The organism is Nonomuraea sp. NPDC001699 (assembly GCF_053596455.1).
Genome location: NZ_JBSFGF010000008.1, coordinates 310,863 through 332,417, shown reverse-complemented (window position 1 = coordinate 332,417; position 21,555 = coordinate 310,863). Strand labels below are relative to the sequence as shown.

Annotated in this window: 25 protein-coding genes and 2 pseudogenes; 15 read left to right on the top strand and 12 right to left on the bottom strand. The window is 71.1% G+C overall.

The window, feature by feature from the left end:
- Nucleotides 1-8: 8 nt before the first annotated feature.
- Both ACWCSU_RS25920 and ACWCSU_RS25915 read right to left on the bottom strand, forming a co-directional pair.
- Nucleotides 9-581, bottom strand: a complete 573-nt coding sequence (locus ACWCSU_RS25920) for a DUF4158 domain-containing protein (protein WP_449938388.1) — start codon at nt 579-581, stop codon at nt 9-11.
- Between the two features lie 194 nt (nt 582-775).
- Nucleotides 776-1,132 carry a hypothetical protein gene (locus ACWCSU_RS25915; protein ID WP_449938173.1) on the bottom strand — a complete coding sequence of 119 codons (357 nt, stop codon included), beginning with the start codon at nt 1,130-1,132 and terminating at the stop codon, nt 776-778.
- Between the two features lie 92 nt (nt 1,133-1,224).
- Between ACWCSU_RS25915 and ACWCSU_RS25910 the strand changes: the two genes are divergently transcribed.
- The 5 genes from ACWCSU_RS25910 to ACWCSU_RS25890 all read left to right on the top strand — a co-directional run bounded on the left by ACWCSU_RS25910 (nt 1,225) and on the right by ACWCSU_RS25890 (nt 4,579).
- On the top strand, nt 1,225-1,431 hold the full coding sequence (locus ACWCSU_RS25910) for a hypothetical protein (protein ID WP_449938171.1): 207 nt from the start codon (nt 1,225-1,227) through the stop codon (nt 1,429-1,431).
- A gap of 6 nt (nt 1,432-1,437) precedes the next feature.
- Nucleotides 1,438-2,373 carry a tyrosine-type recombinase/integrase gene (locus tag ACWCSU_RS25905; protein WP_449938168.1) on the top strand — a complete coding sequence of 312 codons (936 nt, stop codon included), beginning with the start codon at nt 1,438-1,440 and terminating at the stop codon, nt 2,371-2,373.
- Nucleotides 2,370-2,699 carry a helix-turn-helix domain-containing protein gene (locus ACWCSU_RS25900; RefSeq protein WP_449938166.1) on the top strand — a complete coding sequence of 110 codons (330 nt, stop codon included), beginning with the start codon at nt 2,370-2,372 and terminating at the stop codon, nt 2,697-2,699. The genes ACWCSU_RS25905 and ACWCSU_RS25900 overlap by 4 nt, the downstream gene beginning before the upstream one ends.
- Nucleotides 2,696-4,171 carry a hypothetical protein gene (locus ACWCSU_RS25895; protein WP_449938164.1) on the top strand — a complete coding sequence of 492 codons (1,476 nt, stop codon included), beginning with the start codon at nt 2,696-2,698 and terminating at the stop codon, nt 4,169-4,171. The genes ACWCSU_RS25900 and ACWCSU_RS25895 overlap by 4 nt, the downstream gene beginning before the upstream one ends.
- A gap of 105 nt (nt 4,172-4,276) precedes the next feature.
- A complete protein-coding gene (locus ACWCSU_RS25890; protein ID WP_449938161.1) occupies nt 4,277-4,579 on the top strand; it encodes a glycosyltransferase in 303 nt (100 codons plus the stop codon).
- Here ACWCSU_RS25890 and ACWCSU_RS25885 read toward each other — a convergent pair.
- Together ACWCSU_RS25885 and ACWCSU_RS25880 are read right to left on the bottom strand one after the other, a co-directional pair.
- Nucleotides 4,486-5,427: a DMT family transporter gene (locus ACWCSU_RS25885; protein WP_449938159.1), complete on the bottom strand. Its 942-nt coding sequence runs from the start codon at nt 5,425-5,427 to the stop codon at nt 4,486-4,488. The two genes, ACWCSU_RS25890 and ACWCSU_RS25885, sit on opposite strands and share 94 nt — an antisense overlap.
- Nucleotides 5,424-6,218, bottom strand: coding sequence for an SDR family NAD(P)-dependent oxidoreductase (locus tag ACWCSU_RS25880; protein ID WP_449938156.1), 795 nt, complete (start codon nt 6,216-6,218; stop codon nt 5,424-5,426). Before ACWCSU_RS25880 ends, ACWCSU_RS25885 begins: the two co-directional genes overlap by 4 nt.
- Nucleotides 6,219-6,358: 140 nt before the next feature.
- Here ACWCSU_RS25880 and ACWCSU_RS25875 point away from each other — a divergent pair, with 140 nt between their 5' ends.
- The 9 genes from ACWCSU_RS25875 (at nt 6,359) to ACWCSU_RS25835 (ending at nt 12,651) form a co-directional block, all read left to right on the top strand.
- Nucleotides 6,359-6,943 carry a TetR/AcrR family transcriptional regulator gene (locus ACWCSU_RS25875; protein ID WP_357705960.1) on the top strand — a complete coding sequence of 195 codons (585 nt, stop codon included), beginning with the start codon at nt 6,359-6,361 and terminating at the stop codon, nt 6,941-6,943.
- 615 nt (nt 6,944-7,558) lie between these two features.
- Complete coding sequence (locus ACWCSU_RS25870) at nt 7,559-8,314, top strand: hypothetical protein (protein WP_449938154.1); 756 nt, start codon at nt 7,559-7,561, stop codon at nt 8,312-8,314.
- Between the two features lie 18 nt (nt 8,315-8,332).
- A complete protein-coding gene (locus tag ACWCSU_RS25865) occupies nt 8,333-9,088 on the top strand; it encodes a tetratricopeptide repeat protein (protein WP_449938152.1) in 756 nt (251 codons plus the stop codon).
- 74 nt (nt 9,089-9,162) lie between these two features.
- On the top strand, nt 9,163-9,351 hold the full coding sequence (locus ACWCSU_RS25860; RefSeq protein WP_357705964.1) for a hypothetical protein: 189 nt from the start codon (nt 9,163-9,165) through the stop codon (nt 9,349-9,351).
- A 27-nt stretch (nt 9,352-9,378) separates the two neighbouring features.
- A complete protein-coding gene (locus tag ACWCSU_RS25855; protein ID WP_357705965.1) occupies nt 9,379-9,549 on the top strand; it encodes a hypothetical protein in 171 nt (56 codons plus the stop codon).
- Between the two features lie 44 nt (nt 9,550-9,593).
- Nucleotides 9,594-9,770: a hypothetical protein gene (locus ACWCSU_RS25850; protein WP_357705966.1), complete on the top strand. Its 177-nt coding sequence runs from the start codon at nt 9,594-9,596 to the stop codon at nt 9,768-9,770.
- Between the two features lie 78 nt (nt 9,771-9,848).
- Nucleotides 9,849-10,397 carry a TlpA family protein disulfide reductase gene (locus ACWCSU_RS25845; protein WP_449938151.1) on the top strand — a complete coding sequence of 183 codons (549 nt, stop codon included), beginning with the start codon at nt 9,849-9,851 and terminating at the stop codon, nt 10,395-10,397.
- Nucleotides 10,394-12,232 carry an ABC transporter ATP-binding protein gene (locus tag ACWCSU_RS25840; protein ID WP_449938148.1) on the top strand — a complete coding sequence of 613 codons (1,839 nt, stop codon included), beginning with the start codon at nt 10,394-10,396 and terminating at the stop codon, nt 12,230-12,232. The genes ACWCSU_RS25845 and ACWCSU_RS25840 overlap by 4 nt, the downstream gene beginning before the upstream one ends.
- A complete protein-coding gene (locus ACWCSU_RS25835; protein ID WP_364104161.1) occupies nt 12,229-12,651 on the top strand; it encodes a S26 family signal peptidase in 423 nt (140 codons plus the stop codon). Before ACWCSU_RS25840 ends, ACWCSU_RS25835 begins: the two co-directional genes overlap by 4 nt.
- A gap of 21 nt (nt 12,652-12,672) precedes the next feature.
- Here ACWCSU_RS25835 and ACWCSU_RS25830 read toward each other — a convergent pair.
- A pseudogene (locus ACWCSU_RS25830) lies at nt 12,673-13,502 on the bottom strand (IS982 family transposase).
- A 90-nt stretch (nt 13,503-13,592) separates the two neighbouring features.
- A pseudogene (locus ACWCSU_RS25825) lies at nt 13,593-14,182 on the bottom strand (IS701 family transposase); the annotation flags it as partial.
- Nucleotides 14,183-14,349: 167 nt separating this feature from the next.
- Here ACWCSU_RS25825 and ACWCSU_RS25820 point away from each other — a divergent pair.
- Entirely contained in the window at nt 14,350-15,270 is a 921-nt protein-coding gene (locus ACWCSU_RS25820) for an AraC family transcriptional regulator N-terminal domain-containing protein (protein WP_449938146.1), read from the top strand.
- Here the strand turns inward: ACWCSU_RS25820 and ACWCSU_RS25815 are convergent.
- Genes ACWCSU_RS25815 through ACWCSU_RS25790 form a run of 6 tightly spaced genes read right to left on the bottom strand, consistent with a single transcriptional unit; the run spans nt 15,224 to nt 21,543 of the window.
- The gene (locus ACWCSU_RS25815; protein ID WP_449938143.1) at nt 15,224-17,281 is read right to left on the bottom strand and encodes a xanthine dehydrogenase family protein molybdopterin-binding subunit; all 2,058 of its coding nucleotides are present in this window, start codon (nt 17,279-17,281) and stop codon (nt 15,224-15,226) included. The two genes, ACWCSU_RS25820 and ACWCSU_RS25815, sit on opposite strands and share 47 nt — an antisense overlap.
- The gene (locus ACWCSU_RS25810; protein WP_449938142.1) at nt 17,278-18,237 is read right to left on the bottom strand and encodes an FAD binding domain-containing protein; all 960 of its coding nucleotides are present in this window, start codon (nt 18,235-18,237) and stop codon (nt 17,278-17,280) included. The genes ACWCSU_RS25815 and ACWCSU_RS25810 overlap by 4 nt, the downstream gene beginning before the upstream one ends.
- A complete protein-coding gene (locus ACWCSU_RS25805; protein ID WP_449938139.1) occupies nt 18,234-18,776 on the bottom strand; it encodes a (2Fe-2S)-binding protein in 543 nt (180 codons plus the stop codon). Before ACWCSU_RS25805 ends, ACWCSU_RS25810 begins: the two co-directional genes overlap by 4 nt.
- The gene (locus tag ACWCSU_RS25800; RefSeq protein ID WP_449938138.1) at nt 18,773-19,996 is read right to left on the bottom strand and encodes a low temperature requirement protein A; all 1,224 of its coding nucleotides are present in this window, start codon (nt 19,994-19,996) and stop codon (nt 18,773-18,775) included. The genes ACWCSU_RS25805 and ACWCSU_RS25800 overlap by 4 nt, the downstream gene beginning before the upstream one ends.
- On the bottom strand, nt 19,997-20,608 hold the full coding sequence (locus tag ACWCSU_RS25795; RefSeq protein ID WP_449938135.1) for a class I SAM-dependent methyltransferase: 612 nt from the start codon (nt 20,606-20,608) through the stop codon (nt 19,997-19,999).
- On the bottom strand, nt 20,605-21,543 hold the full coding sequence (locus tag ACWCSU_RS25790) for an alpha/beta hydrolase (protein ID WP_449938133.1): 939 nt from the start codon (nt 21,541-21,543) through the stop codon (nt 20,605-20,607). The genes ACWCSU_RS25795 and ACWCSU_RS25790 overlap by 4 nt, the downstream gene beginning before the upstream one ends.
- Between the last annotated feature and the right edge of the window lie 12 nt (nt 21,544-21,555).

The following is a 21,555-nucleotide window of genomic DNA, read 5'->3' as shown; positions in this document are numbered from 1 at the left end:
CGGCCTGCTCACGGACGCTGGCTACCAGGCGTTCCAGCACCGTCACCCCCCGGCAGCAACACCCGGTGCCTGCGCAGCCACGCCACCGACTGATCGAACAACGCCGTCGGCCCCTCGGCATGCGTCCACACCCGACCATGCAGGAACGTCCGGAACCGCCTCGCCAGCACCCGCCCCTCCCACGGCTCGTGATCATCAAAGTCGCGGTAACCGTAAGCGTCCCGGATCATCCACGCGTGCTCATACGCCGTCTTCAGCCGCTCCCCGTACCTCTTCACCTGCGACGGATCGCCGATTCCCAACTGCGCGGCTAGATAGTCCACCACCGGCCACGGCACCGCCAGCGGATCCTCTAGGAACAGCCCCTTGTACCGGACCGTCCCGATCTGAACGGCCACGCCCAGGCGATGCGAGTCCTGGCGTGACTTCGCGATCACGTCCCGATCGAACGCGTCCAGGAAGAAGAACTTCTCCAGGTCCGACAGTGACGGCAGCTCATCGAGCGCCGTATACGCCCTGACCTGGTCATCAGACAAAACCCCACCGGCATGGGCGACAACGGTAGACATGTCACTGATCACCGTCAAAGCGACGATCGCGCCAGATGCCCGGATCTCGAAGCTGGCCCGATCACACACCGAAGCCGGACGTCACACTTCGAGCAAGATCATTCTCAGCGCCAATGGCTGTTCCTGGGTTCCAACTGATCGCTATTGCATCTGATGAGATCTCAGATCGTTCGACACGCGGGCGCGTGGCAGAGCCACAAGGCCGGTCAGCGAGCCAAGCCCGCCTCACGTTCGGCAAGGTATTCGTCGAGCAGGTCGAAGAGTACGTCGATGACGAGTCGTTCTTGTTCTTGGGGTAGGTCCCAGTGATCCCAACCGTCAGGAAGGGCGATGTGGCGAACATGTCCTGACCAGCCGTGATTGCAGGTTTGGCCGCGCTTGGCGATGAGCCAGTCCGTCCAGTCGCGCAGGCCTGGGCCGCCATGGCGCAGGGCGTGCTGGTCATAGCCGTCGAGGAACGCTTCCAGTCGATCAAGTCGGCCACCGATCACATACATCGGTAGCCGGCGTCTGACGTTCGCGAAGTACTCACGCTCACTCATATCGGCCAGGCTCTTGGTCACCGGATCATGCTTTCACCTGCACGCTTGCCAAGTCGATTACTTCTGATGAAAGATCCCTTCGTTTGATGTAATCGGTTGGAGGGTGGCGGAGAGTGAGCCGGGACGGGATGGCGCCGGGTGCTGCGGGCCTGCATCTGGTCGGTGGAACGGTGTTGCTCCGGCCTGAGGAACAGGTGGCCGAGGCGATGCTGGCGGGGTGGCGGAATCAGCAGCTGGCCCGGAATCTGGCGTTTTCCGCGATCGAGGGCCGCGAGAACGCGGTGAAGGCGTTCTCCCGCCACGCTGATGCGTTCCCGTAGCAGTGGATGCCACAGATGGTGGACGAGTGGCTGGGCGACCTGCGGGCGATCCGGCATCTAAGGCAGTCGACGCTGCGGAACTACGCCGAGGCGGTCCGGTCGTTCTGCGCGTTCCTCACCGATCCGGCCTATGGGTGGGCGGCGGAGTGCGAGCGGCGCTTCGGGTCGCATCCGATCCAGGTCTGCCACGAGTGGAACACCGCGGTTCACCTCCAGGACAACGAGGCCGACCCCGCCAAGCAGGCGTTCACCCGCGATGAGCTCCAGGCGTTCTTCGACTACGCCGACGACCAGGTCCACCGGGTCAGTGGCGCGGGTCGCAAGGGCTGGCTGCCGGCATTCCGCGACGCGACGTTGTTCAAGACCGCCTATGCCTACGGGCTGCGCCGCCGTGAGGATCGGATGCTGGACCTGGTCGACTTCGGCCCCAACCCGCACGCGCCGATCTTCGGAGACTTCGGCGTCTGCTACGTCCGCTGGGGCAAGGCGATGAAGGGTTCACCGCCCAAGCGCCGCGGTGTCCTGACAGTTGGCCCACGCGACGGTGTCGGCGGGATGGACTGGATCGTCGACATCCTCGACCAGTGGGTCACCGAAGTCCGGCCTGGGTTCGCCCAGGCGGCCGTCTCGCCGGCGTTCTGGCCTTCAGAGCGCAGCTCGCGGATCGGGTTCTCCCAGATCAACACCCGCTTCGCCACCTACCGCGACGCGCTCGGCCTCGACCCAGGCCTGGACTCCCACTCCTTCCGCCGCTCCTACGTCACCCACCTCATCGAGGACGGCTGGGATCCCCGGTTCGTCCAGGAGCAAGTCGGTCACGAGCACGCCTCCACCACCTCGATCTATACCTGTGTCTCCTCCGACTTCCGCACCCGCACCCTGCCCCAGGCGATGGAATCGACCCTGAACGCCGCTCTGGGCACCGGAAGGAAGAACCGATGAAACGCCAGGTCAGCTACCAGTGGCGGCTCCGCGAGACCATGGCCGCGCATGGCATGTTCACCGCCACCGCCCTCGCCCAGCCTCTCGCCGACCGCGGCATCACCCTGTCCTCGGTTCAGATCTGGCGGCTGGTCACCCACATCCCCGAACGGCTCTCCATGCCGGTCCTCGCCGCGCTCTGCGACATCTTCGACTGCACCCCCGCCGACCTCATCGCCACCAAAGCCGAAAATGCCGCACCCCGCCGCGCCACCGGCGACACCGGCCCGGCGGCCCAGATCGCGCCGATCAGGCCCAAGCGCGCCCGGATCCTCCCCGACCAATGAGCCCCCTCTCCCCAGAGCACTACGAACGCTGGCATCTGCGCGACTGCGCCCGCTGCGGCCGCCGCGCCGCCAAGGCCGCGAACTGGTCCGACGGGACGATTTGCCGGACCTGCCTGCACAAGGCCGAGAACACCCACGGCACCTGCCCCGCCTGCGGGACCGACCGTCTCCTGCCCGGCCGCAGCGATAACGGCGAGGCGATCTGCCGGGATTGCGCTGGTATCACCCGCTCGTTCTCCTGCTCCCGCTGCGGACATGAAGGCCAGCTCTATACAGGTCGTCTCTGCACCAGATGCACCCTGACCGACCTGATCCACACCGTCTTCGACGACGGCACGGGCTCCATCAGCCCAGCCTTGCGCCCACTCGCCGATCGGCTGATCGCCTCACCCAACCCCAAGTCCACCTGGATGTGGTTGCGGCGCCCCTACATCCGGGACCTCGTCAGTGATCTCGCGGACGGCACCCTTCCCCTCACTCACGAAGCCCTCCACCCGCTTCCGAACTGGAGAACCGTCGCCCACCTGCGCGACCTGCTCATGGCCAGCGGGGCCCCGCCCTTGGTCGATAAGCAGATCCTTCACCACGAGACCTGGCTCGCCCACCGCTACGCCGAGCTCGCCGACGACCCCCACCTGCGGGTCCTGCGCGCCTTCGCCACCCGGCATCAACTGCCACGCATGCGCGCCCGGGCTGCGGCCAGTCCTCTGACCTCAGGCTCCCGCAGTTCCGCCGGCGAACAGTTCAAGGCCGCCCACGGCTTTCTGACCTGGCTCGATGACTCCGCTCACAATCTCGGATCCTGCACGCAGGGCCTCCTCGACGCCTGGCACGCCACAAACCCCCAGCATCACCACAACACCTTGCGGGTCTTTCTGCGCTGGGCCATCAGCGATGGTCGCATGCCCAAGCTCCGGATCCCGACTCCGGCCACCACTAAGGCTCCGCCCTTGTCTCAGCGCCGCCGCCTGGAACTTCTCCGACGCGCGCTCAACGACGAGAGACTGGCCCTCCCCACCCGGGTCTCGGCCTGCCTTATGCTCCTCTTCGCTCAGCCGATCACACGGATCGTTCGCATCACGCTCGACGACCTAATCTCGCTCGACGGCGAGCTCCACGTTCGACTCGGAGACCCGCCGACACCGGTCCCCGAGCCCTTCGCAAGCCTTCTGCTCCAACTGGCCGACGAACGGCCCCATCTGAACACCGCCACCAACCCCGGCGCCCGCTGGCTCTTTCCCGGCCGCCGAGCCGACCAACCCGCCAACCCCGGCACGCTCCGCGAGCATCTACGCCTCGCTGGATTCCTCACCAGCACCGCACGACCAGCAGCACTGCGCCAACTCGTCCTCCAGGCCCCCGCACCGGTCATTGCACGGGCCCTCGGCTTCCACGACAAGACCACCACCCGAGTCGCCGCTGACGCAGGCGGAACCTGGAACCGCTACGCCCCGAATGACCACTCACAGTGAACGCCCTCAGCCCGACTGGCCTGAATACAGACCACTTGATCAACGACTCCTGCCAGTCTCAACCCCGACGTCCCGCACGACTCGCTGTTCCCCCAGGTGGCGGCGGTGGCCCACCACTGCGGCGGCGGCACGACGGGAGCCGTGGCGCGGGCGGGCGTGCCCGCCGTGGCGGTGCCGGTCATGAACGACCAGCCGTTCTGGGCGTCGAGGCTGGCGGCGCCCGGCGTGGCGCCGCCGCCGATCACGTTCCGCCGCCTGACGCCCGCCCGCCTGGCCGACGCCCTCACCGCCGCGCTCACCGAGCCCGGCTTCCGTCAACGGGCCGAGGCGCCGGCCGCGGGCGTGGCGGCCGAGGGCGGCGCGGCGCCCGTCGTCACGGCGGTCAACCGCCTTCTCGGTGCCCGCTGACCGCGCCCCCCGAGCACCACGCCCAGGGCGACGACCAGCGCTCCCGCCACGTCGGCGAGACCCGCCTCGCCGAGGCCGAGGGCGACGGTCGTGAGCAACGCGCCCACCGGCACGAGCCCGGCGAACAGTCCCGCGCGGTCGGCGCCGAGCCGGCGCAGCGCGTCGTACCAGAGGAAGAAGGCCGCGGCCGTCACGACCGCGCCGAGGTAGACGAAACCGGCCGCTTCCCCGGCCGTCGGCAGCCGAAGCGCCGACGTGCCCTCCAGCAGGAGCCCCGCCACCAGCAGCATCGGCACCGACAGTGCCGCGGGATAGGCCGCGACCCGCAGCGGGCCGAGCTTGGGCAGCAAGGGCACGGCCAGCAGCGAGAAGGCCACCTCACCGGCGAGCGCGCCCAGCGACAGCAGCAGGCCCTTCACGCTTCCCGATCCGAGCCCGGCGGCGACCGCCGCGCCGAGCGCGACCACGAGGGCCGCGCCGACCGTGCGGAGCGCGGGACGCCGTCCTTCCGACAACGGTCCCACGAGCGCCATGACCAGCGGTACCGCGCCGATGACCGTGCCGATCATCGCGGGGCCCGCGTGCCTGGTGGCCTCGACGAGGAAGAGGTTGAACCCGGCGAGGCCGGTGCCGGCCAGCGCGAACAGCAGCAGCACGTCACGCGCGTTCAGCCGGACGCGGGGGAGCCGCTGACGACGGACGACGAACAGGAGGATCACCGCGGCGAGCGCGTAACGCAGGGCCTGGCCGGTGAAGACGGGGTAGGCGGCGACGGTCGCCGATACCGCGGTCGAGGTGCCGACGAGCAGCATCGCCGAGCCCGCGGCGAGGGGAGCGGAGAGCTTCACGCCGCGGACTCGGCGACCAGGACCTTGCGGGTGACGCGCTCGGCGATCGCCGCGACCAGCGTGCGGGGACGGCGCGGCGTCAGGTGCGCGCCCAGCGCGTTGCCGAACCCGGGGACGACGTAGCCGCGCCCGCGCTCCAGCGCCCGCAACGTGGCGCGCACGACCGGCTTCGGCGTGGTGAACGAGCCGGTGACGGCGGCGTTGCGGGTGCCGATGGCCTCGAAGAAGCCGGTCTCAACCGGGCCGGGGCACAGGGTGAGCACGCGGATGCCGCGCTTGCGGTACTCCTGGCGGAGAGCGAGACCGAAGTTCAGGACGAACGCCTTGGACGCTCCGTACACCGCGAAGTACGGCGAAGGCTGGAACCCGGCGTTCGAGGCCACGTTGATGACCGAGCCGCCGCCGCGCGCGAGCATGCCGGGCAGGAGTTCGTGGGTGAGGTCCACGAGGGCGACCACGTTGACCATCAACTGCTCGTGGTCACGCTCGGTCGAGATCTCCTCGAAGCGGCCGCACGTGCCGAAACCCGCGTTGTTGACCAGCAGGTCGACGTGCAGACCGCGGTCTGTCACCTGCTCGGCCACGCGCCGGGCGGCGTCGGGCCTCGCGAGGTCCTGGACCAGCACGTGGGCACGCACGCCGTGGTCGGCGACGAGGCGCTCGGCGAGCGCGGCCAGTCGGTCGCCCGAGCGGGCCACGAGGATCACGTCGTGTCCCTGGGCGGCGAGCTGGATGGCGAACTCGGCGCCGAGACCGGACGAGGCGCCGGTGACGAGAGCGGTGCGGTTCATGTCTTCCCCTTGGTGAGGTGGAGCAACTGAGAGCAGTATGTATCAATATTCAGAAAATCTGCAACACAGATGATGCAGTTAGCCTTCGAACTGCATCGGTGCTGTAAGATTCTGCTGGTTAAGTGGGCTATACCGGAGGCATGATGAGTGACAAGACACTGCGCGCGGACGCGGAACGCAGCGTTCGCGTGATCCTGGAGGCGGCAGAACACGTGCTCGCCGCAGACCCGGGCGCGTCGATGGAACAGATCGCCGCCGAGGCGGGTGTGGCGCGCACGACCATCCACCGGCGCTTCGCCAACCGGCAGGCGCTCACCGACGCGCTCGCCACCTCAGCGGCCCGCCAGCTCGTCAAGGCCATCGACGACGGCAGGCCCGACACCGCGCCGCCCCTCGTCGCGATGCACAGGATCACCGCGAACGTGCTGGAGGTGAAGAGCGCCTGGGCCTTCGCCCTGGCCCTGCCCGCGGAGCCGGGCAGCGAGGCCTCGCTGTTGCAGCGCGACATCAACGACAGTTGCGCCCTCACCCTGCGCAGGGCCCAGAACGACGGGCTCATCGACGAGAAGGCCGACCTCGACTGGGTGCGCAGGGTCTACTACGCGCTCATCGGCGAATCGCTCCACGGCAACGCGGAAGGCGCCGACCCCGACACGCTCGCGGCGCGCATCATCGACACCCTCCTCCACGGCGCCGGGCCGCGGCCGTCCCGTTCCGCCCCCTAGACGGCCCGGTGCTCGGGTCGCCGTCACTGGGGGCAAAGTAGAGCGTTGACGCAGGTCGCGGCGCGTGAGGGCTGCGGCTCTCGACTCCGGATTTCGATCCAGGCGTTCGGGGATGAGTCCGGCGCCCAGTCCGGCGCCCAGTCCGGCGCCCCCTGCCCCGATAACGGTGGCGAGCACGTTTCCGCAGGTTGCGTTGCTCGCCAATGGTGCTTATGTCCACGCGTCTGGGAGCCTACAGTCACTCACAGCTACTTTGCGTCTGGTGTCACGGACCCGAGCGCCGGGCCAACACGCGTGCCGTACTGGCGGAGGAACTGGGCGTCGCCCCAGGCCCGGAGCGGCAGCGGGTGCACCAGCGGTTGCTGCACGCCGACAAGCACGCGTCGCGCGCGGCCGAGTCCTCCGCGCCCGCGCGATTCCCGCTCGACCTGGCCTGTTTCGTCGGCCGCGAGGCCGAGCTCGAACGGCTGGGCAGCGAGCGGGCTGCCGTCCGCGTGATCCACGGCCCGCCCGGGGGGCAAGTCGTCGCTCGCGCTGCGCTGGGCGCACCTGAACCGCGAGCGCTACCCCGACGGCCAGCTCCACGCCGACCTGGGCGCGAGCGACGCCGCCGCGGTGCTGCCCAGGCTGCTCGGCGCGCTCGGCGTGCCCGACGGGGAGCTGCCGGTGAGCCTGGAGGAGCAGGCCGGGCTCTACCGCAGCGTGCTGTCCTCGCGCCGGGTCCCGGTCGTGCTCGACGACGCCCGCGACGCGGCCCAGGTCCGTCCGCTGCTCGCGGGCACGCAGGGCTGCCTGACGCTGATCATCAGCCGTTCGGACCTGTCCGGGCTGTCGGAACGGCTCGGCGCGTCCCGGCTGCGCGCCGAGCCGGACGCCGCCGAGCAGGCCATCCGCCGGTGCGGCCGGCTGCCGCTCGCGCTGGCGATCGTGGGCGCGCGGCTGTCGTGCAGGACCGACCTGTCGCTGTCCGACGCCGCCGATCCGGCGCGGCCGGGGCTGGAGCCGTTCGCGCACGAGGATCCGGCCATCGACCTGCGCGAGGTGCTCGGTCGCTCCTACCGCGACCTGCCCGAACCCGCCGCCCGGCTGTTCCGCCTGCTCGGCCGCGACTCGGGCGCCCATCTGCCGCTGGCGGCCGTGTCGAGCCTGGCGGCGCTGCCGGTGCCCGTGGCCAGGGAGACGGTCACCCGGCTCGACCACGCCAACCTGGTCGAGCTGCGCATGGGCGGTCGGCTGCGCCTGCACGACCTGCTGCGCGAGTACGCCGCCGAGCGCAGCCGTGACACAGACGACCAGCCCGTACGGCAGGCCGCCACGCGCCGCCTGCTCGACCACTACGTGCACACGGCGGCGGCGGCAAGCGCTGCCTGACATCCGCACTGGGAGAACATGCCGCTGGATCTCCCGCGCTCCGGCGTGATCGTCCAGGCGTTCGCGGGTCCCGCCCAGGCCACCCGCTGGTTCGTCGCGGAGCCGCTGGTGCTGCCCGCGCTGCTCGCCGAGGCCGTCGCGGCCGGGCTGGACAGGCACACCCGGCTGCTGGGGTGGGGGTTCTCCGAGTTCGGGCAGCGCCGGGGACCGTGGACGGAGATCCTCGACGTCCAGGAGGTCGCGCTCGGCGCGGCGGAACGCCTGGGCGACGGGCTGGCCGCGGCGCGTTGCCACAACAGCCTGGCCCGCGCGCACCTGCGGCTCGGCCACGACGGGGATGCCGTCACCCACTTCGAGCGGGCGCTGCGGATGCACGCCGACTTCGACGAGCCGGTGCTGGAGGCGCACGTCCACCTGGGCCTGACGGTGCCGCTGAGCAGGATCAGGCCGGGGCGGGAGCTCGGGCACGCCGTACGGGCGATGGAACTGTTCAGGCAGGCGGGCGACGCCATCGGCAAGCCGCGGGCGCTGAACAACACCAGCTGGTGGCGGGCCAAGCGCGGGCGGACGAGTGCCACGAGCGTGCCGCCGACCTGCTGCAGAGCTGCGACGACCTGCACGCGGCCGCCGAGACGCTGGTCAGGCTCGGCGAGACGCAGGCGGAGGCGAGCAATGTGGAGGCGGCGTACGAGGCGTGGAAACGGGCGATCGAGTGCTACGAGGCCGTCGGCGACGCGAACGCCACGAAGATCAGGCAGCGGGCGCAGGCATTGAGAAACCGTTGAGAATCCACTGAGACCTTCGGCGCATGCTCCGGGCAACCGGCCAATCCCCACAAGGGAGGTTCCATGCGCACGATGTCCAGGTGGGCCGACCGGCTCCTGGAGAGAGTCGCCCCGCACGCCACCGCCCGTGCGACCGACTGCGAGTACCAGTGCTGCCGCGCGGACTACTGGAGGTACTGCTGCTACTACCCCAACGGCAACAGCTACTGCGGTTCCTGCATCACGAGCTACGACGCGCGGAAATGGTGCTGAAGTAACCCCAAGTAACCGGAGGTAGTCATGCCGTTCGCGGTAGCTCTCGTGGTCTTCGCCTGCGCGCTGTGCGCGGTGGACCTGATGTTGACCCTCGCGGTGGTCAGGCGGTTGCGTGACCACACCACGCGGATCGACGCACTCTACGCCGCCGTCGCGGGCGAGCTGGAGGCCAAACAGGAGAACAACGCTGTGTGAGCGGCGCCGCGGACCGACATGCCGTGACAACGGAGGAAGATTCGATGAAGACCCTGACCAACCTGGCCGACCGGATCCTGGAAAAGGTCGCCCCTCACGCCATCGCCCGCGCCACCGACTGCGGCTACTACTGCTGCGGTGCCACGTTCAACGGGGCGTACTGCTGCTTCTACCCCAACGGGAGCAGCCACTGCGGCGACTGCACGCGCCGCTATTGCTAGCGGTAAGCGGCCTCGCTGATTGATCTGGTGCCCGGCCGCCCCCTGCCGGGCACCCCCGTTACGGACCGGAGGTGTGCTGTGCCGTTCGTGATCGCCGTCGCGGTGCTTGTCGGCGTGCTGTGCCTGGTCGACCTGGCGATGACCCTCGCCGTGACCAGGCGGCTGAAGGAACACGTCAAGCTGATCGACGCCCTGGACGAGGTCGTGGAGATGGGCGGGCTGTTCGGGAAGGGTGGCCTGGCCGTAGGCGACCGTGTCGGCGACTTCGACGTGCGTACGGTGGACGGCGCCGTGGTGGCACGAGACAAGCTCCCCGACGACACGGTGGTCGCGTTCATCGCAGCCGAGTGCGCCACCTGCCGCAAGAAGCTGCCCGAACTCGTCTCCTGGGCATCTGGCCAGGACAGATCCCGGGTGCTCGTCGTGGTCGACGGGCACGGCGGCGGCCACGAGCAGATGGTCGGCAGCCTGTCCCCGGTGGCCCAGGTCGTGCTCGAGGACGGCGGCGGTGCCGTCAGCGCGGCGTTCGACGTCAACTCGTTCCCCAGCTTCTTCCTGGTCGGGGAGGGCGCGGTAACAGGAAGGGTGGGCGACGTCACGCGGCTGCCCAGCGGGTCCGCGGCGTGATAGGCGGCAGGCGGGAGACCCCCGGGTTCAGCCACCTGGCCGCGGGCGCGGCGCGGGGGGCCGCGATGGTGTGCAGGGCGGCGCCCGCGCAGGTCATCGGCTACCTGGCCGTGACGCTGGTGGGCGCGGGCGCGCCGGTCGTGCTCGCCTGGCTGACCAAGGCCGTGCTCGACGGCATCGCCCGCGGAGAGGTCTCCGCGCTGCCGGGACAGGCCGTAGGGATCGCGGTGATCACCACGCTGGCCGCGGCGGCCGCGCAGGCAGGGCAGTACCTGCGGGCCGAGGTCGACAGGCGGGTCTCGCTGCGGGCCAAGGACGAGCTGTTCACCGCGATCTGCGGTTTCACCGGCCTGGCGCCGTTCGAGAGCCCGGCCTTCCTGGACCGGTTGCGGATGGCGCAGCAGAGCGCGAGCAACCCCGGCAGGCTGATCGACACCGGGCTGTCAGCCGTGCGCAGCGCCATCACCGTAGCGGGCTTCGTGGGCTCGCTGCTGGTGATCAGCCCGCTGTTCACCGGGCTCGTGCTGCTGTCGGCGCTGCCCGCGTTTCTGATCGAGCTGCGGCTCTCGCGCAGCCGGGTGAACATGATGTGGCGGATCGGCCCGGTCGAGCGCAGGGAGATGTTCTACGCCCGGCTGATGTCGACCGCGGAGGCCGCCAAGGAGATCCGGCTGTTCGACCTGGGCTCGTTCCTGCGCGGGCGCATGCTGGGCGAGGTGCGCACCGCCAACGCCGCCCGCCGTTCGATGGACAGGCGCGAGTTCGCCGTGCAGGCCGGGCTGGCGAGCGCGGCGGCGGTGGTGGCGGGGATCGGCCTGGTCTGGGCGATCCTGGCGGCCGGGCAGGGCAGCCTGAGCGTCGGTGACGTGTCGATGTTCGTGGCCGCCGTGGCGGGCGTGCAGGGCGCGCTGAACACGGTGGTGTCGGCCGGCGTGATGGCGCACGAGCAGTTGCTGATCTTCCACCACCACATCAGGATTACCGGCGAGGGCCCGGGGCTGCCCGCCCCCGCCGAGCCCGCCGTACTGCCCGAGCTGCGGGGCGGGATCGAGCTGCGCGACGTGTGGTTCCGCTACAGCGACGAGCACCCGTGGGTGCTGCGCGGCGTCGACCTGTTCATCCCGCACGGGCAGACGGTCGCTCTCGTGGGGCGCAACGGCGCGGGCAAGAGCACACTGGTCAAGCTGCTGTGCCGCTTCTACGACCCGACCCGGGGCTCTATCCTGTGGGACGGCGTCGACATCCGCGACGTACCGCCCGAGTCGCTGCGTGCCAGGGTCGGCGCGGTGTTCCAGGACTTCGTCGCCTATGAGTTGACCGCCCGCGAGAACGTCGGCGTCGGCGACCTGACCGCCGCCCAGGATCACGTACGGCTGGAGCGCGCGGCCCGCGAGGCGGGGGTCCACGATGCGGTGTCGGCCCTGCCGTACGGCTATGACACGCTGCTCAGCCGCGATTTCGCGCCCGAGCAGGACGAGGAGGAGGACGGGGTGCTGCTGTCCGGCGGGCAGTGGCAGCGCCTGGCCCTGGCCAGGGCGTTCCTGCGCAGCGACAGGGACCTGATGATCCTCGACGAGCCGAGCGCGGGCCTGGACGCCGAGGCCGAGTACGAGGTGCACACCCAGCTCGCGCGCCTCAGGAGGGGCAGGACCAGCGTGGTGATCACGCACCGGCTCGGCTCGACTCGCGACGCCGACGCGATCGTGGTGCTGTCCGCCGGCGTCGTCACCGAGCGGGGCACGCACGCCGAACTCCTGGCCGCGGGCGGCACCTACGCGGGCCTGTACGGCCGCCAGGCCAGCGGCTACCGCGACGACCTGGCGGTCACGCCGTGACCGCCGTCGTCGCCATCGCCGCCCCGGCGCTGCTCGCGCTGGCCTGGCTGCGGCTGCGCTACCTGGTGGTGACCGTCGAGGGCAACAGCATGCTGCCCACCTACCAGCCAGGAGAGCGCGTCCTCGTACGGCGGGTCAGACCCACCCGCGTCCGCACCGGCCAGGTCGTCGTGCTGGCACGGATGGCGGACGAGGGTGAGACTCGGTGGATCATCAAACGCCTGGCAGCGGTCCCCGGCGACCCGATCCCCCGCGAGCAGATCCCCGCGCTCCGCGACGCGCCGGGAACTCAGGTGCCCGCCGGTCGCCTCGTCGTCGTGGGCGACAACCCCGCGCAGTCGTACGACTCCCGCGTGTCGGGGTACCTGAGGGCCGACCGCCTGCTCGGCGTGGTCCTGCGCAAGCTGACCCCACGCTAGATCGCTGATGTGAAGTTTGGGTCAGTGGTCGTAGGCAGTCAGGACCGTTTCACGGGTGCGCCGGTGTTCCAGTTGTGCCAGATGGCGGCGTTGAGGGCTGGCTGATGCGTGCTCAGAGGCCGTTCGGGTGGCGGGCGTTGTGGCGTTCGAGGCCGAGCTGGTTCTTCAGGGTCCAGATGATCGCCTCGATGCGCTGACGCAGCCAGCCGGGCAATGGCAGGGCAGGTGCGGGCTCGTCTTCGCGGGCCGGCCGGATCAGGAGATGGCCGAGATCGGCGGCGGCCTTCTCGATGCCGGCTCCGGCGAATCCCTTGTCGCACACGATCGGGCATGGCCCGTCGGCTATCTGGTGGACGTGTAGCAGGTGCAGGGCCTGCTTGCGTTCATCGAGCTCTTTGGGGTGGGCCAGGCTGAAGCCGGTCACCGCGCCGTCGGCGGTGGTGATCAGCATCAGCGTGGCGCCCCAGTAGAAGGCGTGGTGGGACTTGTCCATGCCGTATCCGGCGATCTCACCCAGGTGTGATCTGTTGACCGTCACCCGCGAGGCGCCGCAGCGGATCGGGATACCGTCCATCAGTCGCAACGGCTCGTGCGTGCCAGGTCGGGATCTGGCGGGCCAGCCACAGCGCCGCCGCTGACATGGCCGGCCCCAGGTCACGCAGTTGCCGGTTGTACTGCGACTGGGACGGCAGTCTGGGGAACAGGTGCCCGATCCGGCCGGCCGGCATCCGCATCCAGCGGCGTTCGTCATCACAGCGCAGCAGCACCTGCGCCACTGCCACGACCACCGCCTCGGCCGGGGTCAGCACCGGCGGTCGGCCTCGCCCGCGAGGCCGGCCCCGCGAAGGCATCACGTGATCGTCCAGATGCACATAGAGTGCGGTCGACCAGACCCGGGGCACTGCGACCACGTCTGGGGCGTGCGCGAGGGCGTCGCCTTAGACCTGCACGATGTAGCCGATCCCGCGCTCGTCCACAGCGCCGCGGAACTGACTGCTGTCGCCGTAACCGGCATCGGCCACGACCAGCGGAGGCCGCAGTCCTTGCTCGATCAGCGCATCGAGCATCTCCACCGCCATCATCCACTTCGGACGATGGCGTTCGCCATCGGGGGTCCCGCAACGGTCCCGTCGCGCGGCCACCTGCAGACCGGTGGCGGCATCACAGGCCTGGTCATCCCATGACGTGGGCACGAACAGCCGCCAATCCAGCGGGCTGGACGCGGTGTCGCTGACCGCGTGGACACTCACCCGATCTTGGCAGTTGGCCACCTTTCCCAGGGCGCCGGAGTACTGCCGCGCCACACACGCGAGCCCGTGCCGTCCTTGGGGAAGCCCGTGTCGTCGATGACCCACGCCACCGGCTCCGCGACCTCGACGGCCCGTCGGGTCAGTCTGGCCCGCACCGCCCGGGTGTCCCAGGTCGAGGTGGTCACGAACGGCTGCCACGCCTGGTGATCCACCCCGAGCCGCTGCGCCATCGGCTGCATCGATTTACGCCGCCCGTCCAGCAGCAACCCACGCAGGTACGTCGCCCGGTTCCGGCTGGACAGGGAAACCCGCTCGACCTCACCGCGGCGTGAGCGGCCCTCTGGCGGATCAGCGCACTGGCGCTGGCGCCATCTTCTGCTTCCTCGGCCGCCACGCCTCCACCCGGGTGTGTGGGCCCGATTGTCGCCGAACCTCGCGCGGTGTTTGGATGGGAACCATGGCCCTCGACGAGCTGCGCGACCTCCTCATCCGCCATGCTCGACCTGATCTCGCCACTCCCATCGAGGATGTGCTGATCTTCAAGGCCGAACGCCCCCAGCCTCCGACACCGACGACCTACGGCAAGGTGCTGGCGCTCGTCGCCCAGGGCACGAAACGGTTCGCGCTGGGCGACCGCCTGTACGAGTACCACGAGGGGCAGTACCTCGTCGCCTCGATCGACCTGCCGGTGACCGCCCATTTCGCGAAGGCCGACGCCGAACGACCCGGGCTCGGGGTCGGGCTGACCCTGCATCCGGCGGCCATCGCGGAGGTGTTGCTGCAGGCGGGCCCGGACGATCTGCCGGAGCTCGGCGACGATGCGCCGCCCGGGCTGGCGGTCAGCACCGCCTCCGCCGAGCTGCTCGACGCGCTCGTCCGCCTGCTGCGCCTGCTCGACCGGCCCGGCGATGTCACCGTCCTCGCGCCGCTGGTCAAACGGGAGATCCTGTGGCGGTTGATCACGGGGGAGCAGGGCGCGATCGTGCGCCAGTTCGGGCTTCCCGACAGCAGCCTCAGCCACGTCGCCCGCGCGGTGCAGTGGATCCGCGACCACTACGCGCAGCCCTTCGGCGTCGAGGACGTGGCCAGACTGGCGAGGATGAGCGTCTCGGCCTTCCACCGCAACTTCCACGCCGTCACCGCGATGAGCCCGATCCAGTTCCAGAAGCAGATCCGCCTCCAGCAGGCACGGCTCCAGCTCGCCGCGGCGCCGGGTGACGTCGCCGCCGTCAGCCGGCGCGTCGGCTACACCAGCCCGTCCCAGTTCAGCCGCGAGTATCGTCGCCAGTTCGGCGCGTCGCCGAGCCAGGACGCCAGGCGCCTCACTCCAGCACGCGATCGAGACGGATCGGCAGGGATCTCTGCCTGACGCCGGTGGCGTGCCAGACGGCGTTCGCGATCGAGGCGGCCGTGCCGACGTTGCCGATCTCGCCGGCGCCCTTGACGCCCATGGGGATGCCGGGCTCGTGGTCGGGCACGAAGTCGGCTTGGATGTCGGGCACGTCGGCGTGCGCGGCGATGTGGTAGCCGGCGAAGTCCGCGTTGACGTGCCGGCCGGAGACCGGATCGCGCAGGCCCTCTTCGTGCAACGCCATGGAGAGCCCGCCGATCATCCCGCCGACGACCTGGCTGCGGGCCATGAGCGGGTTGACCACTCGGCCCACCGCGAAGATCCCGAGCAGCCGCCGCACCCGCACCTCGCCCGTCATCGGATCGACGGTCACCTCGGTGAACACGGCGCTGAAGGCGTGCCGTTCCAGGGACGGCAACCCGCCGAGCGAGCTCGTGGTGTCGGCCGTGACCGTCCCGCGGCGGCCCTGGCCGCGTAGCTTCTCCGCGGCCTCGGTGATCGCCCAGCCCCAGGACGTGGTCCCCCGGGAACCGCCCGCGCCCCACGCGGGACCGAGGCCGCTGTCGGAGATCCGGAGCCGGATCCGGTCCGTGCCGACCGCCAGCGCGTCGGCGGCGATCGCGGTCAGCGCGGTGCGCGCGCCGGTGCCGAGGTCGGTGGCGCCGACGGCGACCGTGAAGGTCCCGTCCTCCTCGGCGGTGATCGTGGCCGAGGAGGGGAAGGCCCCGGCGCTGAAGGACGTCGCGGCCAGCCCCGTGCCAACCAGCAGAGGCCCCTTCCGCCGCGTCCGCGGCCGGTGATCGCGGGTGTCCCAGCCGAACCTGCGTGCGCCTTCGCGCAGGCACGCGACCAGATTGCGGCTGCTGAACGGCAGGCCGGACACAGGACCGACCTTCGGCTCGTTGCGCAGCCGCAGTTCCAGCGGATCCATGCCCAGCTGCTCGGCCAGCTCGTCCATGGCGGATTCGAGGGCGAACGACCCGGGCGCGGCGCCCGGTCCCCGCATCGAGTACGGCGGCAGGATGTCGAGCGGCACCGCGCTGAGCCGGGTCCGGATCGCGCGGGCCGCGTAGAGCGTCTTGGTGAGCTCGGTGCAGCCCTCCAGGTACTCCACCAGCGGCGAGATCTCGAACGCCGCCTCGTGGTGGATCGCCCGCAGCCGGCCGTCCGCGTCGGCGCCGATCCGGATCAGCTGGTCGGTCGCGGGCCGCATCGCGGTCGCCAGGAACACCTGGGCGCGGGTGAGCGTGACCCGCACCGGCCGGCCGAACAGCCGCGCGGCCATCGCGGCCAGGATCAGCTGCGGACCGCAGAGTCCCTTGGAGCCGAAGCCGCCGCCGACGTGCTCGGTGCGGACGCGTACCAGTTCCGGGCTCAAGGAGAACAGCGTGGCCAGGGTGCGGGCCACGGAGAACGGTCCCTGGTTGGAGTCGATCGCCTCCAGGTGCTCGCCCTCCCACCACGCGGTCGCCGAGTGCGGCTCCATGGCGCTGCAGTGCTCCTCGGGGGTGCGGTACCGCTCCTCGACCACCACCTTGGACGCGGCGAGCTCCGCCTCCACGTCGCCGACGTCCACGGGCTCGTCGAAGATCGTCACCGCTGGACGGCTCGCCGGGTGGTCGGCGGTGAAGGCCGTGTCGTGCGGCTCCTCGTCGTAGGTCACCGGCAGCGCCTCGGCCGCTGCCTGGGCCTGTTCGAGCGTCTCGGCCACGACGAGCGCGACGGGCCGTCCGGCGAAGGGGATCACCTCGTCCTGCAACAGCTGCAACTGGCCGTCCGGGCCGAAGAAGCCGCCCGCCGCCGGGTCGAGACGAGGCGCGTTCCGGTGGTCGATCACACCCAGCACGCCGGGCATGCCCTGGACGGCGGAGACGTCGATGTCCCTGATGTGGCCCCGCGACACGGTGGCCAGCACGACCACGCCGAAGGCCAGGCCAGGCACCGGCACGTCGGCGGCGTAGCGGGCGGCGCCGGTGACCTTGGCCCGGCCCTCGATCCGCGGCCGCGCGACCCCGACCGCGTTCTTCATGGCAGGAGCTCCTTCAGGACGGTCTCGATGAGATTGCCGGCCAGCCTCACCTTGTAGCCGTTGCCTGGCAGCGGTTCGGCGGCGGCCAGTTCGGCGTCCGCGGCGGCCCGGAACGCCTCGGGCGTGAGGGGAGCGTCCGACAGGAAAGCCTCGGCGGTGCGGGCGCGCCAGGGCCGCGAGGCGACCCCGCCGAGAGCGATGCGCACCGAGCCGTCGTCCGGGTCGAGCGCCGCCGCGACGGAGACGGTGGCGAAGGCGTAGGACGCGCGCTCGCGGACCTTCCGGTAGCGCGAGCGCGGGGACACCGCGCTCCCGGGCAGGGCCACCGCGGTGATCAACGCGCCAGGCGGCAGCGCCGTTTCGCGGTCCGGCGTGTCCCCGACGGGCGGGTAGAACTCCGCCAGCGGGAGCTCCCCGGAGCCGTCGAGCGTCTCGTAACGCACGACCGCGTCGAACGCCAGCATCGCGACCGCCATGTCGGAGGGATGGGTGGCCACGCAGCTCGGCGTCCAGCCGAGGACGGCGTGGTTGTGGTGCTCCCCGGCGATCGCGGGACAGCCGGTGCCGGGGACGCGCTTGTTGCACACCTGCGCGGCGAAGTAGGCGCACCGGGTCCGCTGGAGCAGGTTGCCGCCCACCGTTGCCATGTTGCGGAGCTGGCCGGACGCGCCGGCCAGCACCGCCTGGCTCAGCGCCGGGTAGCGCCGCCGTACCTCGGGGTGGGCGGCGAGGTCGCTGTTGGTCGTCGTGGCGCCGACGACCAGCCCGCCGTCCGGGGCCTCGGCGACGCCGGCGAGCGGCAGCCGCCGTATGTCGACCAGCCTCGTGGGAGCCTCCACCCCGGCCTTCATCAGATCGACGAGATTGGTGCCGCCGCCCAGGTACCGGGCGCCGCCGCCGGCTGCGATCAACGCTTGACGGACGTCCGTCGCGCGTTCGTAGGCGAACTCCCTCATCCCGCGATCTCCTTCCGGGCGACCGTCTCCAGCACGGCCCGGACGATGGACGGGTAGGCGCCGCAGCGGCACAGGTTGCCGCTCATCCGCTCCCGCACCTCCGCCGCGTCCAGCACCGACGGGGGGCCGTCCGGGGACACGTCGGCGGTGACCGCGCTGGGCCAGCCCGCCGCGTGTTCGGCCAGCATCCCGGCCGCCGAGCAGAGCTGCCCGGACGTGCAGTATCCGCACTGGAAGCCGTCGAGCCCGATGAACGCCCGCTGCAGCGGCAGCAGCTCGCCGTCACCGGCCAGCCCTTCGACGGTCGTGACCTCGGCGTCCTCGGCGGCCACCGCCAGCGTGAGGCAGGAGACCATCCGCCGGCCGTCGAGGAGCACGGTGCACGCGCCGCACTGGCCGTGGTCGCAGCCCTTCTTGGGGCCGGTGTGGCCGACGTCCTCGCGCAACGCGTCCAGCAGCGTCGTGCGGTTGTCGACGTCCAGCCGGTGCGGCACGCCGTTGACCTGGAGCGAGATCACGCTGCGGTGATGGTTCGTCATCGTCCTCCCTCTGTCGGGGCTAGGTAATCAGTCCCGCGCCGGGCGGACGATCCCCGAAGCTCGCGCGTCCTTGCCCATTCCTGCTCACGAGGCGGGCGGCTCTCGGCGGCGATTAGCGCGGCCAGGACGGCCACCACGACGACCGGCCCGACCGGCGGCGGGAGAACCGCGGCGACCGGCGCCGCGGCCAGGACGACGCAGGCGGCGACCAGTCGCCGGCGGCCGAGCGTGCGGTGCGTCCGGAGCCTGAACAGCAGATGTCCCACGAGGTAGAGCGCGACCCCGCCATGGAGCGCGAGCGCGGAGAACACGCCCAGGGGCGCACCCTCGCCGGCGTGCGCGACCACGCCCTCGACGCCCAGAGCGGTGAGCAGAATCCCGGCGATCATGGGGAAGTGCCCGTAGGTGTAGGCCTCGACGGCCAGCATGACCTGCTCCTCACCACGTACGCCGCGCAGCCTGCGCTCCGCCGCGCCCGCCACCACGTCGAAGTAGAGCCACCACAGGCACACCGCGACGGCGATGCCGAGGACGGCCGCCAGCAGCAGCCCCGCGCTGATGGGCCGTCCTGCGGCGCCGGCGCCGACGGCGACGACCGACTCGCCGATGGCCAGGATCAGGAACAACCCGTGCCGCTCGGTCAGGTGCGCCGGGCTGCGCAGCCGCCAGTGACCGTTCCTGGCCGTGAGGTAGATGCCCGCCCAGTCCACCACCAGGGCGACCGCGAACAGCAGCACCTGCGTCCAGCTCCCCAGCGCCGTCCCGGACACCAGGAGCGCCGCGCTCGCCGTCATGGGCAGCCAGGTGATGGCGATCTGACGGCGCAGCCCGGTGTCACCGTCCGCGGCCACGGCGAAGACCACGAGATGCACCCACCGGACCACCAGGTAGGCGCCCACCAGCACGAAGGCGCCCGGCCCGTCGGCCCACGCCTCCGGGATGGTGAGGCCGACCACGAACATCGCCGCCATCGCGACGACCATCCCGCCCCGCAGCAGACCGCCGTCCGCCCGGGAATGGTTGCCCAGCCAGGTGTAGCCGGACCAGGTGCCCCACAGCAGCGCCAGCATCAGCAGCCCCCGGAACACGCCGTCGGCGTCGCGCTCGCGTGCCATGGAGCCGGTGAGCTGCGTGATCGCGAAGACGTAGACGAGGTCGAAGAACAGTTCGAAGGGCGTCGCCCGGTGGTCCTCGCCGACCGGCGAAGTCTTCTGCCGCATCTAATCGAGGGCCAGGGCCGGGACACGGGGCCGGCGGCAGAAGTAGACGAACGCGGGCGGCACGTTGGCCCACACCGTCCGGCTGACCACGACCTCCTCGAACAGCCCGTCCAGGGATCGCCGTAACCGTCGCGCCGGCGGCGTCCATCGCGTGTGCGCGTACGCGAACGTGGTGAACGCGCCGTGCGGGGCGAGGGCGCCGGTGAGGGCGTCGAGCAGGTCGTGCTGGCGGTTCGCGGTGAACGCCGCCCAGGGCAGTCCGCTCACGATGACGTCCGCGCGGTGGTGGCCGCGCGCCGCGAGCACCTCGCCCAGGTCCCGGGCGTCGGCCACGGCGACGTCGATCCGGGGGTACCGGGTGGCGAGACGCCGCGCGAAGCGCTCGTTGACCTCGACGGCCAGGTGATGGCCACGGCCGCCGAGCCGGCGCTGGATCGCCGCGGTGAACGCGCCCGTGCCCGGACCGACCTCGACGACCAGCGGGTCACCGTCACGTGTGACAGGCGCGGTGATCAGGTCGGCCAGCGGCTCGCCGCTCGGCGCGACCGCGCCGACGGTGAAGGGGGCGCGGGCGAACTCGTGCAGGAACGCGGCGCGGTCGTGGGCGCTCACCGGACGGCTCCGGGAGACGTGCCCAGCACCCGGGCGAGCCAGTCGTTCCTGGTACGCCGGGTCGCGACCGAGACCCGAGCCCCGGGGCACAGCGCGTCGAAGCCGTGGAAACCGCCCGCCCAGACGTGCAGCTCCGCCTGACCGCCCGCGGCCCAGATCCGGGTGGCGAACGCGACGTCCTCGTCGCGGAACACCTCGGCCGTCCCTGCGTCGACGTAGGTGGTCGGCAGGCCGGACAGGTCGTCGGCGATCGCGGGCGACAGGTAGCCGGACACCTCGCCGCCGCCGATGAGCGACCGCCAGCCGAACGCGTTCATCTCGCGGGTCCAGACCCCGGGCGCGCCGGAGTACTGGCGGCTTGAGACGGTGTCGTTGCGGTGATCGAGCATGGGACAGATCAGCACCTGCCCGGCGATCGGCGGCCCGCCCCGGTCACGGGCCATCAGGGTGAGCCCGGCGGCCAGGCCACCGCCGGCGCTGACCCCCGCCACGACGATCCGGCTCGGGTCGATGCCCAGCTCGTCGGCGTGCTCGGCGACCCAGAGCAGGCCCTGGTAACAGTCCTCGACCGGGATCGTGCCGGTGGCCTCCGGCGCCAGCCGGTACTCCACGGAGACGACGGCGGCACCGAACAGGTCGAGCCAGTCCAGGGGGATGTCGATCTGCGAGAAGCGGTCTCCCATGACCATGCCGCCGCCGTGGACCCAGTAGACGCACGGGGCCGGCGCGTGACCGGTCCTGGCCGGGGTGAAGATCGACATGGGGACGGGCGCGGTGATCTCGCGGTGGCCGGCGGCGCGGCCTTGGAGGATGACGTCGATTGGCGTGGACGGCAGTCTGCGCAGCTCGGTGAGCACCTCCGCGTCGAGCTCGGGCATGGGAGGCAGGTCGGCGAGGAACGCGCGCAGTTCGGGGTCGAGGCCGGGACGGGGCATGGTGGTCTCCTC

Coding starts and splice junctions, on each gene's coding strand:
- ACWCSU_RS25820 (WP_449938146.1), top strand. CDS start 14,350: ATGGGAACCATGGCCCTCGACGAGCTGCGCGACCTCCTCATCCGCCAT.
- ACWCSU_RS25905 (WP_449938168.1), top strand. CDS start 1,438: ATGCCACAGATGGTGGACGAGTGGCTGGGCGACCTGCGGGCGATCCGG.
- ACWCSU_RS25855 (WP_357705965.1), top strand. CDS start 9,379: ATGCCGTTCGCGGTAGCTCTCGTGGTCTTCGCCTGCGCGCTGTGCGCG.
- ACWCSU_RS25860 (WP_357705964.1), top strand. CDS start 9,163: ATGCGCACGATGTCCAGGTGGGCCGACCGGCTCCTGGAGAGAGTCGCC.
- ACWCSU_RS25815 (WP_449938143.1), bottom strand. CDS start 17,281: ATGAAGAACGCGGTCGGGGTCGCGCGGCCGCGGATCGAGGGCCGGGCC.
- ACWCSU_RS25810 (WP_449938142.1), bottom strand. CDS start 18,237: ATGAGGGAGTTCGCCTACGAACGCGCGACGGACGTCCGTCAAGCGTTG.
- ACWCSU_RS25900 (WP_449938166.1), top strand. CDS start 2,370: ATGAAACGCCAGGTCAGCTACCAGTGGCGGCTCCGCGAGACCATGGCC.
- ACWCSU_RS25865 (WP_449938152.1), top strand. CDS start 8,333: ATGCCGCTGGATCTCCCGCGCTCCGGCGTGATCGTCCAGGCGTTCGCG.
- ACWCSU_RS25880 (WP_449938156.1), bottom strand. CDS start 6,218: ATGAACCGCACCGCTCTCGTCACCGGCGCCTCGTCCGGTCTCGGCGCC.
- ACWCSU_RS25875 (WP_357705960.1), top strand. CDS start 6,359: ATGATGAGTGACAAGACACTGCGCGCGGACGCGGAACGCAGCGTTCGC.
- ACWCSU_RS25800 (WP_449938138.1), bottom strand. CDS start 19,996: ATGCGGCAGAAGACTTCGCCGGTCGGCGAGGACCACCGGGCGACGCCC.
- ACWCSU_RS25790 (WP_449938133.1), bottom strand. CDS start 21,543: ATGCCCCGTCCCGGCCTCGACCCCGAACTGCGCGCGTTCCTCGCCGAC.
- ACWCSU_RS25805 (WP_449938139.1), bottom strand. CDS start 18,776: ATGACGAACCATCACCGCAGCGTGATCTCGCTCCAGGTCAACGGCGTG.
- ACWCSU_RS25850 (WP_357705966.1), top strand. CDS start 9,594: ATGAAGACCCTGACCAACCTGGCCGACCGGATCCTGGAAAAGGTCGCC.
- ACWCSU_RS25895 (WP_449938164.1), top strand. CDS start 2,696: ATGAGCCCCCTCTCCCCAGAGCACTACGAACGCTGGCATCTGCGCGAC.